This window comes from Curvibacter gracilis ATCC BAA-807 (assembly GCF_000518645.1).
GTDB lineage: Bacteria > Pseudomonadota > Gammaproteobacteria > Burkholderiales > Burkholderiaceae_C > Curvibacter > Curvibacter gracilis.
Window position 1 is genome coordinate 1 of record NZ_JADZ01000030.1, and the last position, 15,643, is coordinate 15,643.

General features: G+C 67.5%; 12 protein-coding genes. 5 read left to right on the forward strand and 7 right to left on the reverse strand.

Annotation, left to right across the window (positions count from 1 at the left end; all coding sequences use genetic code 11):
* Nucleotides 1-251: 251 nt before the first annotated feature.
* Together L880_RS0120320 and L880_RS36075 are read right to left on the reverse strand one after the other, a co-directional pair.
* A complete protein-coding gene (locus L880_RS0120320) occupies nt 252-905 on the reverse strand; it encodes a YiaD family glycine zipper/OmpA-like lipoprotein (protein WP_027477239.1) in 654 nt (217 codons plus the stop codon).
* A gap of 105 nt (nt 906-1,010) precedes the next feature.
* A complete protein-coding gene (locus L880_RS36075) occupies nt 1,011-1,151 on the reverse strand; it encodes a hypothetical protein (protein WP_169737790.1) in 141 nt (46 codons plus the stop codon).
* On the opposite strand from L880_RS36075, the gene mltA reads away from it, so the two are divergent.
* Nucleotides 1,084-2,325 (forward strand): murein transglycosylase A, encoded by a 1,242-nt coding sequence (mltA, locus tag L880_RS0120330; protein WP_157463002.1) that lies wholly within the window; start codon nt 1,084-1,086, stop codon nt 2,323-2,325. The two genes, L880_RS36075 and mltA, sit on opposite strands and share 68 nt — an antisense overlap.
* A gap of 117 nt (nt 2,326-2,442) precedes the next feature.
* Here mltA and L880_RS0120335 read toward each other — a convergent pair whose 3' ends face one another.
* Nucleotides 2,443-2,700 (reverse strand): ribbon-helix-helix domain-containing protein, encoded by a 258-nt coding sequence (locus tag L880_RS0120335; RefSeq protein WP_027477241.1) that lies wholly within the window; start codon nt 2,698-2,700, stop codon nt 2,443-2,445.
* A 268-nt stretch (nt 2,701-2,968) separates the two neighbouring features.
* On the opposite strand from L880_RS0120335, the gene L880_RS0120340 reads away from it, so the two are divergent.
* Nucleotides 2,969-4,876 (forward strand): PhoX family protein, encoded by a 1,908-nt coding sequence (locus L880_RS0120340; protein WP_027477242.1) that lies wholly within the window; start codon nt 2,969-2,971, stop codon nt 4,874-4,876.
* Between the two features lie 34 nt (nt 4,877-4,910).
* On the opposite strand, the gene L880_RS0120345 is transcribed toward L880_RS0120340, so the two are convergent.
* The 4 genes from L880_RS0120345 to L880_RS0120360 all read right to left on the reverse strand — a co-directional run bounded on the left by L880_RS0120345 (nt 4,911) and on the right by L880_RS0120360 (nt 9,131).
* Nucleotides 4,911-5,414 (reverse strand): Lrp/AsnC family transcriptional regulator, encoded by a 504-nt coding sequence (locus L880_RS0120345; protein ID WP_027477243.1) that lies wholly within the window; start codon nt 5,412-5,414, stop codon nt 4,911-4,913.
* A gap of 110 nt (nt 5,415-5,524) precedes the next feature.
* Entirely contained in the window at nt 5,525-6,250 is a 726-nt protein-coding gene (locus tag L880_RS0120350) for a hypothetical protein (protein ID WP_043330082.1), read from the reverse strand.
* Nucleotides 6,250-7,686: an alkaline phosphatase gene (locus tag L880_RS0120355; RefSeq protein ID WP_051443465.1), complete on the reverse strand. Its 1,437-nt coding sequence runs from the start codon at nt 7,684-7,686 to the stop codon at nt 6,250-6,252. The genes L880_RS0120350 and L880_RS0120355 overlap by 1 nt, the downstream gene beginning before the upstream one ends.
* Before the next feature lie 38 nt (nt 7,687-7,724).
* Nucleotides 7,725-9,131, reverse strand: a complete 1,407-nt coding sequence (locus L880_RS0120360; RefSeq protein ID WP_027477246.1) for an alkaline phosphatase — start codon at nt 9,129-9,131, stop codon at nt 7,725-7,727.
* Between the two features lie 343 nt (nt 9,132-9,474).
* Here L880_RS0120360 and L880_RS0120370 point away from each other — a divergent pair, with 343 nt between their 5' ends.
* The 3 genes from L880_RS0120370 to secD all read left to right on the forward strand — a co-directional run bounded on the left by L880_RS0120370 (nt 9,475) and on the right by secD (nt 15,602).
* Nucleotides 9,475-13,068: an indolepyruvate ferredoxin oxidoreductase family protein gene (locus L880_RS0120370; RefSeq protein WP_027477247.1), complete on the forward strand. Its 3,594-nt coding sequence runs from the start codon at nt 9,475-9,477 to the stop codon at nt 13,066-13,068.
* A gap of 228 nt (nt 13,069-13,296) precedes the next feature.
* Nucleotides 13,297-13,632 carry a preprotein translocase subunit YajC gene (gene yajC / locus L880_RS0120375; RefSeq protein WP_027477248.1) on the forward strand — a complete coding sequence of 112 codons (336 nt, stop codon included), beginning with the start codon at nt 13,297-13,299 and terminating at the stop codon, nt 13,630-13,632.
* Between the two features lie 83 nt (nt 13,633-13,715).
* The gene (gene secD, locus L880_RS0120380) at nt 13,716-15,602 is read left to right on the forward strand and encodes a protein translocase subunit SecD (protein WP_027477249.1); all 1,887 of its coding nucleotides are present in this window, start codon (nt 13,716-13,718) and stop codon (nt 15,600-15,602) included.
* Nucleotides 15,603-15,643: the final 41 nt, after the last annotated feature.

Consider the following 15,643-nt stretch of genomic DNA (forward strand, 5'->3'; position numbering starts at 1 on the left):
CCCCCCTGGCGCGAGCAGCGCAGGGAACCACGAAGTGGCCCTGACTTCGGGTCGCCTTTCTTTGCTTACTTTCTTTGGCGAAGCAAAGAAAGTGAGGCGGCCGCCGGGCCGCAATCCCGGCCTCCGCCCTGAAACAAAGAGCAGAACGACCAGAGCGCAGCGGCAACACAGAACCCACACCCAGTGAACAAGGCACATCAGCCATTGACGGACCAGACCCCGCCACCGCCCCTCATCCGCAGGATGAAAAGTTACCCCTTCTCACCCACAAAAATCTCCACCCGCCGATTCCGCGCCCGCCCATCCGCGGTGTCATTGCCAGCCACCGGCTGATGCGAGCCCCGGCCTTCGACCATGAAGCGGTCAAAGGGCACGCCACGGGCCACCAGGTAGTCGCGCGTGCTGGCGGCTCGGTCTTGCGACAGGGGGTTGTTCACCGCATCGCTGCCGGTGCTGTCGGTGTGGCCCACGATGCGCACCTCGGCGCGCGGGTTGTTGCGCAGGCCCTCGGCAAAGCGGTCCAGGATGGGGCGCAGGTTGGGCTTGACCACCGCGCTACCGGTGTCGAACGAGATGTCGCTCGGGATGTCGAGCTTGAGCTGGTTGTCGGCGGTCTGCACCACCGTCACGCCCGTGCCCTGCGTGGCCTGTTCCATGGTGCGCTTTTGCTCGTCCATGTGGCGCGACCAGATGTAGGTGCCCAGGGCACCGATGCCGGCCCCCACCACGGCCCCGGTGCCGGCGTTGCCGCCGGTGGCCGAGCTCAGCACCGCGCCGGCCAGGGCGCCGATGCCGGCCCCGGTGCCGGTGCGACGCTGGTTCTCGCTCATGTCGGCGCAGCCGCTCAACAGGCCGGCGGCCAGCACGGGAACCAGAATGAAAAGGGATGAGGTGTTCTTGCGCATGATGGGTTCTCTCCTTGATCCAACAGACCGATGACAGACCGCCCGGAAACGGACGGCGAACCCGCGTTGTAAGCGCAATTGCGGCACTGTGCCGTGCCCAAACTGCTATTTTTCGTGTGGTTTTTCAGCTTCCACGCTCTCGGCGCGCGCCGGTTCGCCCCCGCGGCGGCCCGAAAACATGGTCCACCAGACAATCGCCACCAGCACCAGCAAGGCCAGCAGGGCTTCAAGCAAAATCAGACCCATGATGAAAAGACTCCTGTGGAAGGCGGTGACGGCCGTCATTGTAGGAATGCTGGCTTCGTGCGCGAGCCCGCCACCCAGCAGCCCGACGGCCCCCGCCACCCCCCCGACCTCGCCTGGCGAGCCCGCCGCCCCCCTGCCGGGCTGGACGCTGAGCGAAGACGAAAGCCGCCCCCTGCCCCCGCCGCGCGTGCAGGGCAACAGCCGCTGGGTGCCGGTGCGCTGGGCCGAACTGCCCGGCCTGGGGCAAGACCCGCTGTTCGAGGCCTGGAACGCCTGGATCAAGAGCTGTGAGCGCCCCGGACCGGTGTTTGCCCCCCTGTGCGGTGAGGTGCGCCAGCTCAGCATCGCCACGCCCGAAGAGCAACTGGGCTGGCTGGTGCGCCGCCTGCAACCCTACCGGGTGGAGAGCCTGGACGGGCAGGCTGAGGGGCTGCTGACCAGCTACTACGAGCCCGTGATCCCGGCCAGCCGCCTGCCCGGCAACGGCTACAACGTGGCCCTGTACCGTGCCCCTGCCACCCTCAACCAGCGCCGGCCCTGGTACACGCGTCAGGAGATCGACACCCTGCCCGAGGCCCAGGCCGCGCTGCGCGGGCGCGAGATCGCCTGGATCGCCGACCCGGTGGAGGCCCTGGTGCTGCACATCCAGGGTTCGGGCCGCCTGCGCATCACCGAGCCTGATGGCTCGCAGCGCCTGGTGCGCCTGGCCTTTGCCGGCACCAACGATCAGCCTTACAAGAGTGTGGGCCGCTGGCTGCTCGACCAGGGCCAGACCCGCGACGCCACCTGGCCCGGCATCCGCCAGTGGCTGGCGCAGAACCCGCAGCGCACCAACGAGCTGCTGTGGAGCAACCCGCGCTATGTGTTCTTCCGGGAAGAGGCGCTGTCCAGCAGCGACGCCAGCCAGGGCCCGCGTGGCGCCCAGGGCGTGGAGCTGACGCCGGGCCGTTCGATCGCGGTGGACCGGCAGAACATCCCCTACGGCACGCCGATGTGGCTGGCCTCCAGCGGGCCCACGGCCCAGCTGCAGCGCCTGGTGCTGGCGCAGGACACGGGCAGCGCCATCATCGGCGCGGTGCGGGCCGACTACTTTGCCGGCTGGGGGGCGGATGCAGGCGAGCTGGCCGGCCGCCTCAAGCAGCCGCTGCGCCTGTGGGCGCTGTGGCCACGCTGAGGCAGCCCCGCAGGCCTGCGGTCTTCGGGGCTGCAGGCTGTTGATGTGCCTGCTTCAGGGGGTAGATGTCGTCCAGCCGGAAGGCGGCAGCCTCCTGTATGCGCACCTGCGCCACGTTCAGGCCTTGTTGCGCGCGATCACTTCCGCTGCCGTCAGGGGCTGGTACGAGGATTCGGGCGCCGCGAAGGCGTGCGTCAATTCAGCCTGGAGCCGCTCGAAAGCCAGCTGCTCCGAGCGCTCTTTGTCCCGCCGGATCAGGTCTCGCACGTACTCGCTGGCGTTGTCGTAGGTGCCGGACTCGCCCACGTGGGCCGCGACGAAGTCGCTCAGGGCTTCGTTCAGATGGACCGTCATCGTGGTGTGGGTTGGGGGCATGGCCGTTCTTGCTCGCATCTTTTCAGTGGGTTCAATGTATTCAAAAAAAAGCCCCTGAACAAGCGAGAGGCCGCTCTGGCCTCGTGCGATCGGGGCTCTTTACTTTCCGAGGCGATGGCGCCCCTGCGCCGGGTGGCAGGGCTGCGACCCAGGCCGGGTCATGAAGTTGTCACGGTCCTTGCCTAAGCTGACCGGCTTCGCCGGAGCTGTTCGTCTGCCTTGCTCCGGTGCTGTGTTGTCATCCCCCATGCTCTTGGAAAGTCTCCCCATGTCTGCTGATGTTGCCGGCCCTTCTCGTCGTCATGTGCTGCGTGCCCTGGCCGCCGCCCCCCTGTTCCCCCTGGGAGGGCTGGCGGGTTGCGCCAGCGCCCCGGCGGCGCGCCCCGCGGCCTTCCGCTCGGTGCGCTTCGAAGGCATGGTGGCGCCCACGCTGGCCAACCCCCAGGCCATGGCCACGACCACGGTGCAGTCGGCCCTGAGCGTGACCCTGGCCGACGGCAGCCAGCGCACCCAGGCCCTGGCCTACCAGCCCTTTTTCATGACCGGCGAGATGCTGCCCGATGGGCAGGGCGGCCAGGTGCTGGCCGGCGGGTACTACGACATCCGCAACCAGCCTATCGTGGACCGCTCGCTGCCCGGGCGCGAGCGCCATTTCTACTCTGACTGCCCCGATGGCTCCTCGCTGCTGACCCTGCCCAAAGCCCAGGTGGCAGGGGTCAAGGGCAACACGGTGTTTGCCGTGGTGCAGTTCGAGTACGCCACGCGCAACCAGGCCGGCGCCGCCACCTACGGCCAGCTGCCTTCGCCCATCGCTGTGATCACGCTGGACCAGAACCCCGCCACCGGCGCGCTCAGCGTGGTGAAGTACCACAACGTGGACACCTCCTCGGTGCAGGGCCTGTGGATCACCTGCGGCGCCAGCCTGTCGCCCTGGAACACGCACCTGTCCAGCGAAGAGTACGAACCCGATGCCTTCGCCCTGGCCAGCAACGCGCAGTTCAAGGCCTTCAGCCAGAACCTGTATGGCGACGCGTCCAAGGCCAACCCCTACCACTACGGCCACCTGCCCGAGGTGACGGTGCTGCCCGACGGCACGGGCCGCATCGCCAAGCATTACTGCATGGGCCGCATCTCGCACGAGCTGGTGCAGGTGATGCCCGACGAGCGCACCGCCCTGATGGGCGACGACGCCACCAACGGTGGCCTGTTCATGTTCGTGGCCGACCGGGCCCGCGACCTCTCGGCCGGCACCCTGTACGTGGCCACCTGGAAGCAGACCTCGGGCGTGGGCCCGGGCGCGGGCGACATCGGCTGGATCCGCCTGGGCCATGCGACCAGCGCCGAGATCCGCGCCCTGGTGGACGGCGGCATCCGCCCCGGCGACATCATGGACGTCAAGACCAGCGACCCGATGAATGCCAGCTACACCCGCATCCCGTTCAACGGCAAGTTCAACTGGGTCAAGCTCAAGCCCGGCATGGAGAAGGCCGCCGCCTTCCTCGAGACCCACCGCTATGCCGCCCTGGTGGGCGGCAGCCTGGGCTTCACCAAGATGGAGGGCACCACGGTCAATGCCAAGGACAAGCGCGCCTACTCGGCCATGTCCTACATCCAGACCAGCATGCTCGATGGCTCGGGCGGCATCCGCGTGCAGGGCCCCAAGGCCGGCGCGGTGTACGAACACCTGCTGCAAGGCGGCCAGAAGGACAGCAGCGGCCAGACCATCGACAGCGAATGGGTGTCCACCCACATGGAGCCCCCGGCCGCCCTGGTGGGCGTGGACCTGAAGACCCCCGACGCGCTGGGCAACCTGGCGCACGCCGACCACATCGCCAACCCCGACAACATCAAGTTCTCCGAGAAGCTGCGCACCCTGTTCATCGGGGAGGACAGCGGCATGCACGTGAACAACTTCCTGTGGGCCTACCACGTCGACACGAAGCAGCTCACGCGCATCCTGTCGTGCCCCTCGGGTGCCGAGTCGACCGGCCTGCACGCGGTGGACGAGATCAATGGCTGGACTTACGTCATGAGCAACTTCCAGCACCCGGGCGATTGGGAAAAGCCCCTGCACGACAAGGTCAAGGACACGCTGGACCCGCTGGTGCGCGCCAATTTCAAGGACCGCTTCGGCGCCTCGGTCGGCTACCTGACCGGGTTCACGCCCAAGGCCTGAGGCCCCTCGCCCACTGGCAGGCGATGCCGGTGGGTCAGCGCGCGCTGCCGGCCTTGCTGCCGGGCGGCTTCAGGTGCCCCAGCGGCAGGGCACTGCTGGCCTTGACCTCGCCCAGCGAGAAGCTGGTGTGCAGGTCTTTCACATGGGGCAGGTTGATCAGGCTTTTCAGTGCAAAGCGCGAAAAGCTGTCCAGGTCCTGCGCCACCACCTGCAGCTCGAAGGTGCCGGTGCCGCTGATGTAGTGGCAGCTGATCACCTCGGGCATCTGGCGGATCGCATCTTCGAGCTTCTTGGTGGCGTCGCCGGTGTTGCGCTCGGCGTCCAGCCGCACAAAGGCCAGCACGCCCAGGCCGATCTTGTGCCGGTCGATCTCGGCCCGGTACCCCTTGATGTAACCCGCCTCTTCCAGGGCCCGCACCCGGCGCCAGCAGGGCGCCGCCGACAGGCCCACGCGCTGCGCCAGCTCGGCGTTGGTGAGCCGCGCATCGGCCTGCAGTTCGCTCAGGATGGCGATGTCGAATTTGTCGAGGGAGTCCACAGGGTGAGAGGGCGAAAGGGTCGATCGGTCGGGGTGAGGGCCGCAGCATAGCCGACAAACAAAAAGAAAGGCCGGCGCTGGGCGCCGGCCTGGGGCTTGGGCCGCTGGGCTCAGTCGAGGTAGTCGGAGTAATCCTTCTTGCCGTAGCCGTCCAGCCGCGCCCAGGGCGGGGTGGCGGGGGCCGGGATGGCCTGCACCACGGTCTTGCGCGAGCCCTGGGGCCCGCTGGATTCCACGCTCACCGGCACCATCAGCTTGTGATTCCAGACCACGGTCAGGCGGCCGTTGGCGTCCTGGCGCGTGTAGGTGGTGGTGTCGCCCACCGGCGCGGCAGCCTTGAGCTGCTGCAGCACGGCCGGATCGATCAGGTGCCAGGCGGCGGGCCAGGAGCCATCGAAGCCCACGTTGCCGTAGTCGGTGCGGGCGATGTCGATCACCACCTTGTCTTCGGCCGACACCAGGCGCAGGCGCGGCTCGCCACGCTCGTCGCGGGTGACCCAGCGCGCGGCGGCGGCCACGTCCAGGTGCTTGTGGGCCTTGTGGCCCTTGGCGTGCTCTTCGTCCGAGTGGGCGTGCGGCGGGATCACACGTTCGATCCACACCATCTGCGGGCGGCGGTGCACGCGCTCGCTGAACTCGGCGGTGCGCTTGATGCCATCGGCCCCCAGCGACACGCTGGTGTGGCGCACCAGCAGGTCCAGGCTGGGGCCGGAGCCCACGCCCTGGGCCCCACCTTGTGGCGTGCTCTGGGCCGTCGCCCAGGGTGCTGCGGCGGCCAGGCCGCAGGCCAGTGCGGCCTGCAGCAGCTGGCGGCGCGATGCGGGGTTCGTGCGCATCAGAAGCCGAAGGCCTGGCGCACCAGGGCGTTCACGCGGGTGTTGTCCAGCGTGCCCTTGAACGGGGCCTTGCCGGCGCCGGTGGCGAACAGCATCACATCGCCGCCGCCGTGGGTTTCCGAGCCGGCGCTGCCCAGCTGCACGCCCACTTCCTGCAGGTAGTCCTTGTTGCCCGAGGTGTCGACGTTGCTCAGGTCGTCACGCACCGACTTGCGCGGGCCGCCGCCGTTGCCGAACACCAGGGTGGTGTAGGGCTTGCCGTCGGCCGCCAGGGCGGTCTGCTTGGTGCGGTTGTTGGTGCTCTTGCCCAGGATGTCGTTGCCCTTGTGCGAGTAGCCGTTGAAGGCCATGGTGTGGTCGTGGTCGGCCGTCACCACCACCAGGGTGTTGCTCAGGTCGACCTTGGCCAGCACGGCCTTGATGGCGTCGTCGAAGGCGATGGTGTCGGCCAGGGCGCGCTTGGCATTGGTGCCGTGCAGGGCGTGGTCGATGCGGCCGCCTTCGACCATCAGGAAGTAGCCGTTGCCGTTCTTCGACAGCACGTCCACCGCCTTGGTGGCCATCTGGGCCAGGCTGGGTTCCTTGGCCGGATCGCGGTCCAGCTCGTAGGACATGTGGCCTTGCGACAGGGCCTGGTCGAACAGGCCCAGCAGGCGGCTGTTCGGGGCCGCGTTGAGGCTGGCGAGGTCGCTCACGAAGGTGTAGCCCTGGCCCTGCATCTCGGCCACCAGGTCGCGCCCGTCGGGGCGGCCCTTGGGCGTGGTGCTGGCGTTGAAGGGGCGCCAGAAGTAGCTGATGCCGCCCAGCATCACGTCCACGCCCTTGCCCAGCGCGGTGTTGAAGCCGGCGCCGCCGGGCACGGCCTGGCGTGAGATGTGGTACTCGGCATCGCGGTGGCAGATGTGCGAGTAGGTGGCGGCGGGGGTGGCGTGGGTCAGGCGGGCGGTGGTCACCACGCCGGTGGCCTTGCCGGCGGCAATCGCCTGCTCCAGCAGCGTGGGCACGCTGGCGCCGTTGCCGCTGGCCGGGCAGTTGTTGATGGCGTTGCTCACGCTGGGGCTCACGCTGGTGTCGGCACCGGGCTTGATGGCCTGGGTGTTGCCGTCCATGGACAGCACCTCGTTGCGCATCTTCACGCCGGTCATGTAGGCGGCCATCGACGGGGCGCTGTCGGTGGTCTGCGCGTCCAGCGAGTAGGTCTTGATGCGGGCGGTGCGCGGCAGGGTCTCCATGGTCAGCTGGCCCGACTCGCCGTATTTGTAGATGCGGCTGGCGGTGACGGTGACCGGGCCCATGCCGTCACCGAGGAAGAAGATCACGTTCTTGGCTTCACCGGCGGCGAAAGCCTGGCCGGCGCACAGGGCGCCCAGGGTGAGGGCCAGCAGGCGATGGGCAAAGCGCGGGCCACGGGGCAGGGAGAGGTTCAACGGGTTCATGGCAGTGTTTCCAGATCTGGGGTGTGTGGCGGCGCTCATCAGAGGCCCATGGCGTTGCGGATCAGGCCGAACACGGCGGTGTTCTCGATCACGCCGGTGAAGCTATCGGCGCCCTTGCCGATGGCGCCCAGGAACACGTCGGCGCCGCCGTGGGTCTCGCTGCCGGCGGCCACCGGGATGGTGGCTTCCTGGTGGTAGGTCTTGTCGAACACCTGGGCGTCGGTCAGGGCGGTGCGGGTGGCCTGGCGGTTTTCACCGTTGCCGAAGCCGATGATGGTGAAGGGATTGCCACCGGTGTCCTTGGACAGCAGGCCGTCCACATAGCTGCGCAGCAGACCCAGCACGCCAGGGTTGCTGTCCGAGGTCTTGCCGGTGCGGGCGGCATAGCCGTTGAGCACCAGGGTGTGGTCGTGGTCGGCGGTGACGACGATCAGCGTGTTCTTCAGGCCCGGGTCCAGGGCCTGCATCTTGTCGATGGCGGCCTTGATGGCGTTGTCGAAGGCCACGGTGTCCTGCAAGGCCTTGCGGGCGGTGGTCTCGTGCAGCGCATGGTCGATGCGCCCGCCTTCCACCATCAGGAACATGCCGTTCTGGTTGCCCTTGAGCTGGTCGATGGCGCGGGTGGTCATCTCGACCAGGCTGGGTTCCTTGCTGCTGTCACGGTCCAGGTCGTAGGACATGTGGCTGGACGTGAACAGGCCCAGCAGCTTGCCGCTGGCGGGCAGGGCGTTGAACTCGGTGCGCGAGCCGGCAAAGCTGTAGCCGGCCTTCTTCATCTCGGCCACCAGGTCGCGGCTGTCGCTGCGGCTGCTGCCGGTCGTGCCCTTGGGCTGGAAGTGGCGCAGGCCGCCACCGAAGACCACGTCCACGCCGTCACCCAGCGCGGTGTTGAAGCCGCTGCCACCAGGCACCATCTGGGCGGCGATGGCGTTTTCGCCGTCGCGGTGGCAGATGTGCGAGTAGGTGGCGGCCGGGGTGGCGTGGGTGATGCGGGTGGTGGTGACCACCCCTGTGGCCAGGCCCTTGGATTTGGCGATCTCCAGCAGCGTGGGCACGCTGCTGCCATTGCCGCTGGTGGGGCAGGTGCTGTCGGCACCCGACACGTAGTCGGCGAAACTGGTCTTGTTGTAGGCCGAGGTGTCCGGGCTCATCGAGATGACTTCGTTGTTCATCTTCACGCCGGTCATGTAGGCCGACATCGAGGGGGCGCTGTCGGTGACCTGGGCATCGGCCGAGTAGGTCTTGACGAAGGCGCTTTCGGGCAGGGTGTCGATGGTCAGGCTGCCGTCTTCGCCGGCGGCATAGATGCGGGCGGCGGTCAGGGTGGTCAGGCCCATGCCGTCGCCGAGAAAGAACAGCACGTTCTTGGGCGGGGTGCTGCTGCTGCCGCCGCAGGCCGTCAGGGTGGCCACCGCCAGGGTGGACGCAATCAACCAGGATTTCATGAGGTACTCCGCAAGGGGCTTTACAAAGCCTTTAAATTTGTAACTTCTTCATGAAAGCCTCGTGACAACCTTGGGCGGTGCGGTGGTATTCGGTGAATCCAGGAGCATCGGCATCATTTTGATGATTGCTGACTCTTTTCTGATTTTGAAAAGATCTTTCTTTTTCGATCAAATTTAGAAAGGTATTGAATTTTCAAAGCCTTTCCTGGGCACTATTCGCAAAGACTTATCAGGGCAGGCCGCATACACTTTCCCGAGCCGGCGGTCGCGTTTATTACCGCCTGTCACCCACTGACAAATTCCCGCCCAGGGCCGCCCGAGTCGGCCCGCCAGGAGACAAGCCATGAATGCCCCTTTGCCCGAACACATCCGCCGTGCGCTCGAAACCGTGACGCTGGATGACAAGTACAGCCTCGACTACGGTCGGGCCTTCATGAGCGGGGTGCAGGCCCTGGTCAAGCTGCCCATGCTGCAGCGCCTGCGCGATGCCCAGTTGGGCAAGAACACCGCGGGCTTCATCAGTGGCTACCGGGGCTCGCCCCTGGGGGGTTACGACCAGGCCCTGGTCAAGGCCAGCCCCTACCTGAAGGCGCAGAACATCGTGTTCCAGCCGGGGGTCAATGAAGAGCTGGCCGCCACCGCGCTGTGGGGCACCCAGCAACTGGGGTTTGCCCCGCCCGGCACGCAGAAGTTCGACGGCGTGTTCGGCATCTGGTACGGCAAGGGCCCGGGGGTGGACCGCTGCTCCGACGTCTTCAAGCACGCCAACATGGCAGGCACCACGCCCTGGGGGGGCGTGATCGCGGTGGCCGGTGACGACCACATCTCGAAAAGCTCCACCGCCGCCCACCAGAGCGACCACATCTTCAAGGCCTGTGGCTTTCCGGTGTTCTTCCCGTCCACGGTGCAGGAAATCCTGGACCTGGGCCTGCATGCCTTTGCCCTGAGCCGCTACGCCGGCGTGTGGTCGGGCCTGAAGACCATCCAGGAGATCGTCGAGTCGAGCGCCACCGCCATGATCGACCCGGACCGGGTGCAGATCCAGATCCCCACCGACTTCGAGATGCCCCCGGGCGGCGTGCACATCCGCTGGCCCGACCATGCACTGGACCAGGAAGCGCGCCTGTTCGACACCAAGTGGTACGCCGCCCTGGCCTACATCCGCGCCAACCGCCTCAACTACACCGCCGTGCAGGGAGCCAACGACCGCCTGGGCATCATGGCCAGCGGCAAGGCCTGGAACGACACCCGCCAGGCCCTGCTGGACCTGGGGCTGGACGACAACGCCTGCCGCGCGCTCGGCATCCGCCTGCACAAGGTGGGCGTGGTGTGGCCGCTGGAGGCCCAGCTCACGCGTGAATTCGCCACCGGCCTGCAGGAGATCCTGGTGGTCGAGGAAAAGCGCCAGGTCATCGAATACCAGCTCAAGGAGGAGCTGTACAACTGGCGGCCCGATGTGCGCCCCAACGTGGTGGGCAAGTTCGACGAGGGCGAGGGTGATTTCAGCGGCGGCGAGTGGGCCCGCCCCAACCCCACGGCCAACACCTTGCTGCGCGCCAATGCCGACCTGACCCCGGCCCTGATCGCCCGCGCCATCGCCAAGCGCCTGCGCCGCCTGGGCCTGCTGCCCGTCGGCGCCGACCTAACGGCACGCATCGACGCCCAGCTGGCCATCCTGGAAGCCAAGCAGAGCGCCTTGAACGTGATCGAGGTGGCGGGCGTCAAGGGCGCCGACCGCCAACCCTGGTTCTGCTCGGGCTGCCCGCACAACACCAGCACCGTGGTGCCCGAGGGCTCGCGCGCCATGGCCGGCATCGGCTGCCACTTCATGGCCACCTGGATGGACCGCGCCACTGTCGGCTTCACCCAGATGGGTGGCGAGGGCGTGCCCTGGACGGGCCAGCAGCCCTTCAGCACCGAAAAGCATGTGTTCGCCAACCTGGGCGACGGCACCTACTTCCACAGCGGCCTGTTGGCGGTGCGCCAGAGCATCGCGGCCGGCGTCAACATCACCTACAAGATCCTCTACAACGATGCGGTGGCCATGACCGGTGGCCAGCAGGTGGGCGAGCGCCCCGAGGGCCACTCGGTGATCCAGATCGCCCAGAGCATGCGCGCCGAAGGGGCGCAGAAGATCACCATCGTCACCGACGAGCCCGAGAAATACGAGGGCGTGCAGGGCCTGCCTGCGGGCATCGCCATCCAGCACCGCGACACCCTGGACGCGGTGCAGCGCGAGTTCCGCGAGCTCAGCGGCACCACCGTCATCATCTACGACCAGACCTGCGCCACCGAAAAGCGCCGGCGCCGCAAGCGCGGCAGCCTGGTCGATCCGGCCAAGCGCGTGGTCATCAACGAGCTGGTCTGCGAAGGGTGTGGCGACTGCGGCGTTCAGTCCAACTGCCTGAGCGTGGAGCCGCTGGAGACCGAGTTCGGCCGCAAGCGCACCATCAACCAGAGCAGCTGCAACAAGGACACCTCCTGCCTCAAGGGCTTCTGCCCCAGCCTGATCACGGTGGAGGGCGGCCAACTCAAGAAGAAGGCCAAGGGCCAGGCCCCGTCGCCGTTCGAACTGGCCCAACTGCCCCAGCCGGCGCTGCCCACCCTGACGCCTGAGCACGGTGGCGTGTGGGGCATCGTGGTGGCCGGCGTGGGCGGCACCGGGGTCATCACCATCGGGCAGTTGCTGGGCGTGGCCGCCCACCTGGAGGGTAAGGGCATCGTCACCCAGGATGCGGCCGGTCTGGCCCAGAAGGGCGGCGCCACCTGGAGCCATGTGCTGATCGGCGAGCGTCAGGACGACATCCGCACCACCCGGGTGGGCATGGCCGCGGCCGACCTGATCCTGGGCTGCGACCCCCTGGTGGCCGCCGGCAAGGAAACCCTGATGCGCATGCGCGAGGGCCGCACCCATGTGGCGCTCAACTCGCACAGCACGCCCACCGCGGCCTTTGTGCGCAACACCGACTGGCAGAACCCGGCCGAGGCCTGCGCCGCGCAGATTGCGCGGGCGGTGGGCGAGGGCCTAGGCGCCTTCGACGCCGAAACCCTGGCCACCCGCATGATGGGCGACAGCCTGTATGTGAACCCCATGATCCTGGGCTATGCCTGGCAGCGCGGCTGGATTCCGCTCGGCCTGGCTTCCCTGACCCGCGCCATCGAGCTCAACGCGGTGGCGGTCGAGGCCAACAAGACCGCCTTCCACTGGGGCCGTCTGGCCGCGCACGACCCGGCGCTGGTGCGCCAGGTGCTGGCGCCCAGCCAGGTGGTGCAGTTCAAGCCCCGCGAGACGGTCGAGTCGCTGGTGGCACGCCGGGTCGAATTTTTGACCGCCTACCAGAACGCCGCCTATGCCGAGCGCTACCGCGCCCTGGTGGGCCGGGTGCAGCAGGCCGAGGCGTCCCTGGGCAAGACCGCGCTGAGCGAGGCCGTGGCCCGCCAGGCCTTCAAGCTGATGGCCTACAAGGACGAGTACGAGGTGGCCCGCCTGCACAGCGATCCGGCCTTCCTGGCCCGCATCGGCGAGCAGTTCGAGGGCGACTACAAGCTCCACTACCACCTGGCGCCCCCCTTGTTCGCCAAGAAGGACGCCAAGGGCCACCTGGTCAAACAGACCTTCGGGCCGGCCATGCTCACCGGCTTCCGCCTGTTGGCCCGGCTCAAGGGCTTGCGCGGCACGGCCTTGGACGTGTTCGGTCGCACCGAAGAGCGCCGCACCGAGCGCGCCCTGATCGCCGAGTACCAGGCGCTGGTGGAGGAGCTGTGCGCCGGCCTGAGCGCCGAGCGCCATGCCCTGGCGCTGGATCTGGCCCAGGTGCCCGAGCAGATCAAGGGCTATGGCCACGTGAAGGAGCGCAACCTGGCGGCGGCGCGTCAGCGCTGGAATCAGTTGCTGGCCGAATGGCGCCTGGGCCGCCCTGCCGCCAAGGCGGCTTGATCGGCCTGATGCCTCTTGCGGACAGGACGGGGCACCGGCCCTGCCCAGCCCCGGCTGAAAGGCCCTCGGCCGGCCTCGGCTTTGCCCGGGCCGGCCCCTTTGTGGGGGCATTGGACCCTTGATTGCCGCCGCAGCGGCCCGACATACAATCTTGCCAGCACCCGCCTGCCCGCCTTGCTGCGGTCAGCCTGCGGGCTTTCCTATTTGTTACCCCCTGTGGAGTCTTCAGTGTTCATTTCTTCCGCTTTTGCCCAGACTGCCCCCGCTGCTGCCGCCGGTGGTGGCGACATCATGTCGTCGCTGACCAGCATGCTGCCTCTGGTGCTGATGTTCGTGGTGCTGTACTTCGTGATGATCCGCCCCCAGATGAAGCGCCAGAAGGAACACCGCGCCATGATCGACGCGCTGGCCAAGGGCGACGAGGTGGTGACCTCGGGCGGCCTGCTGGGCAAGGTGTCCAAGATGGGCGAAACCCATCTGAGCCTGGAAGTGGCCGCCGGCGTTGAAGTGCAGATCCAGCGCAGCGCCGTGGTGCAGGTCTTGCCCAAGGGCTCGGTGAAGTAAGTCTCACCGTGCGATTCCGGCAGTGGCCCGGCCCCGGGTGGGCGGTCACTGCGTCTCTTCATTAGTCAGGTACCAGCGCGATCATGAACCGTTATCCGGTCTGGAAGTACGCGATCATCTTGATCGTGTCGCTCTTTGGGGTGCTCTACACCCTGCCCAATTTCTTTGGCGAGTCGCCCGCGGTGCAGGTGTCTTCGGGCAAGGCCACCCTCAAGCTGGATGCCTCCATGCTCAAGCGGGTGGATGAGGTGCTTGGTGCGGCCGGCCTGAAGGCCGAGGCCACCAGCTTTGACGGCAACTCCGTCAAGGCCCGCTTCAACACCACCGACGATCAGCTCAAGGCCAAGGATGCGCTGCAGCACGCCCTGGTGCCCGATGCCAGTGACCCATCCTATGTGGTGGCGCTGAACCTGCTGTCGAGCACGCCCGAATGGCTGCGTGCCGTGCGCGCGGCCCCGATGTACCTGGGCCTGGACCTGCGCGGTGGCGTGCACTTCATGCTGCAGGTCGACATGGAGGCGGCGCTGACCAAGAAGGCCGAATCCCTGTCGGGCGACATCCGAACCCTGCTGCGCGAGAAGAACGTGCGCCACGGCGGCATCTCCCGCAACGGCCAGACGGTCGAGGTGCGCGCCCGCGACACCCAGACCCTGCAGGCCGCCCGTGCCGTGATCGCCGACCAACTGCCTGAGCTGCAGATGGTCGAGTCGCCCGATGGCAGCGATTTCAAGTTGACCGCCACCCTCAAGCCCGAGGCCGCCCGCAAGGTGCAGGAGATGGCGCTCAAGCAGAACATCACCACCCTGCACAACCGGATCAATGAGCTGGGGGTGTCCGAGCCGGTGATCCAGCAGCAGGGCCAGGACCGCATCGTGGTGCAGTTGCCCGGCGTGCAGGACACAGCCAAGGCCAAGGACATCCTGGGCCGCACCGCCACCCTGGAAGTGCGCATGGTCGACGAAAGCTCCGACGCGGGCGCCGCCGCCATCGGCCGCGGCCCGGTGCCTTTCGGCAGCGAGCGCTACCCCGACCGCAACGGCCAGGCCCTGGTGGTCAAGAAGCAGGTGGTGCTGACCGGTGAGAACCTCACCGACGCCCAGCCCGGCTTCGAGAGCCAGACCCAGGAGCCCACCGTCAACCTGACGCTGGACGCCAAGGGCTCGCGCATCTTCAAGGACGTCACGCGTGAGAACGTGGGCAAGCGCATGGCCATCATCCTGTTCGAAAAGGGCAAGGGTGAGATCGTGACCGCGCCGGTGATCCGCTCCGAAATCGGGGGCGGCCGGGTGCAGATCTCGGGCCGCATGACCGCCATGGAGGCCACCGACACCTCGCTGCTGCTGCGTGCCGGTTCGCTGGCGGCCCCGATGGAGATCATCGAAGAGCTGACCATCGGCCCCACGCTGGGGGCGGAGAACATCGCCAAGGGCTTTCACAGCGTGACCTGGGGTTTCCTGGTCATCGTGGCCTTCATGTGCCTGTACTACATGATGTTCGGCGTGTTCTCCTGCCTGGCCCTGGGCCTGAACCTGCTGCTGCTGGTGGCGGTGCTGTCGATGATGCAGGCCACCCTGACCCTGCCGGGCATTGCGGCCATGGCGCTGGCGCTGGGCATGGCCATCGACTCCAACGTGCTGATCAACGAGCGCGTGCGTGAAGAGCTGCGCAGCGGCGCCTCGCCGCAGGCGGCCATCCATGCCGGTTACGACCGTGCCTGGGCCACCATCCTGGACTCCAACATCTCCACGCTGATCGTGGGCCTGGCCCTGCTGGCCTTCGGCTCGGGCCCGGTGCGGGGCTTTGCCGTGGTGCACTGCATCGGCATCCTGACCTCGATGTTCTCGGCCGTGTTCTTCTCACGTGGCCTGGTCAACCTCTGGTATGGCCGCAAGAAGAAGCTCAAGTCCGTGGCCATTGGCACGGTGTGGCGCCCTGATGGCGACGGCACGGCCGTGGCCAAGGCCGATTGAGCCCGCAAGACTGATGAACGGCCAGCCCCGCTGTCGGGGAC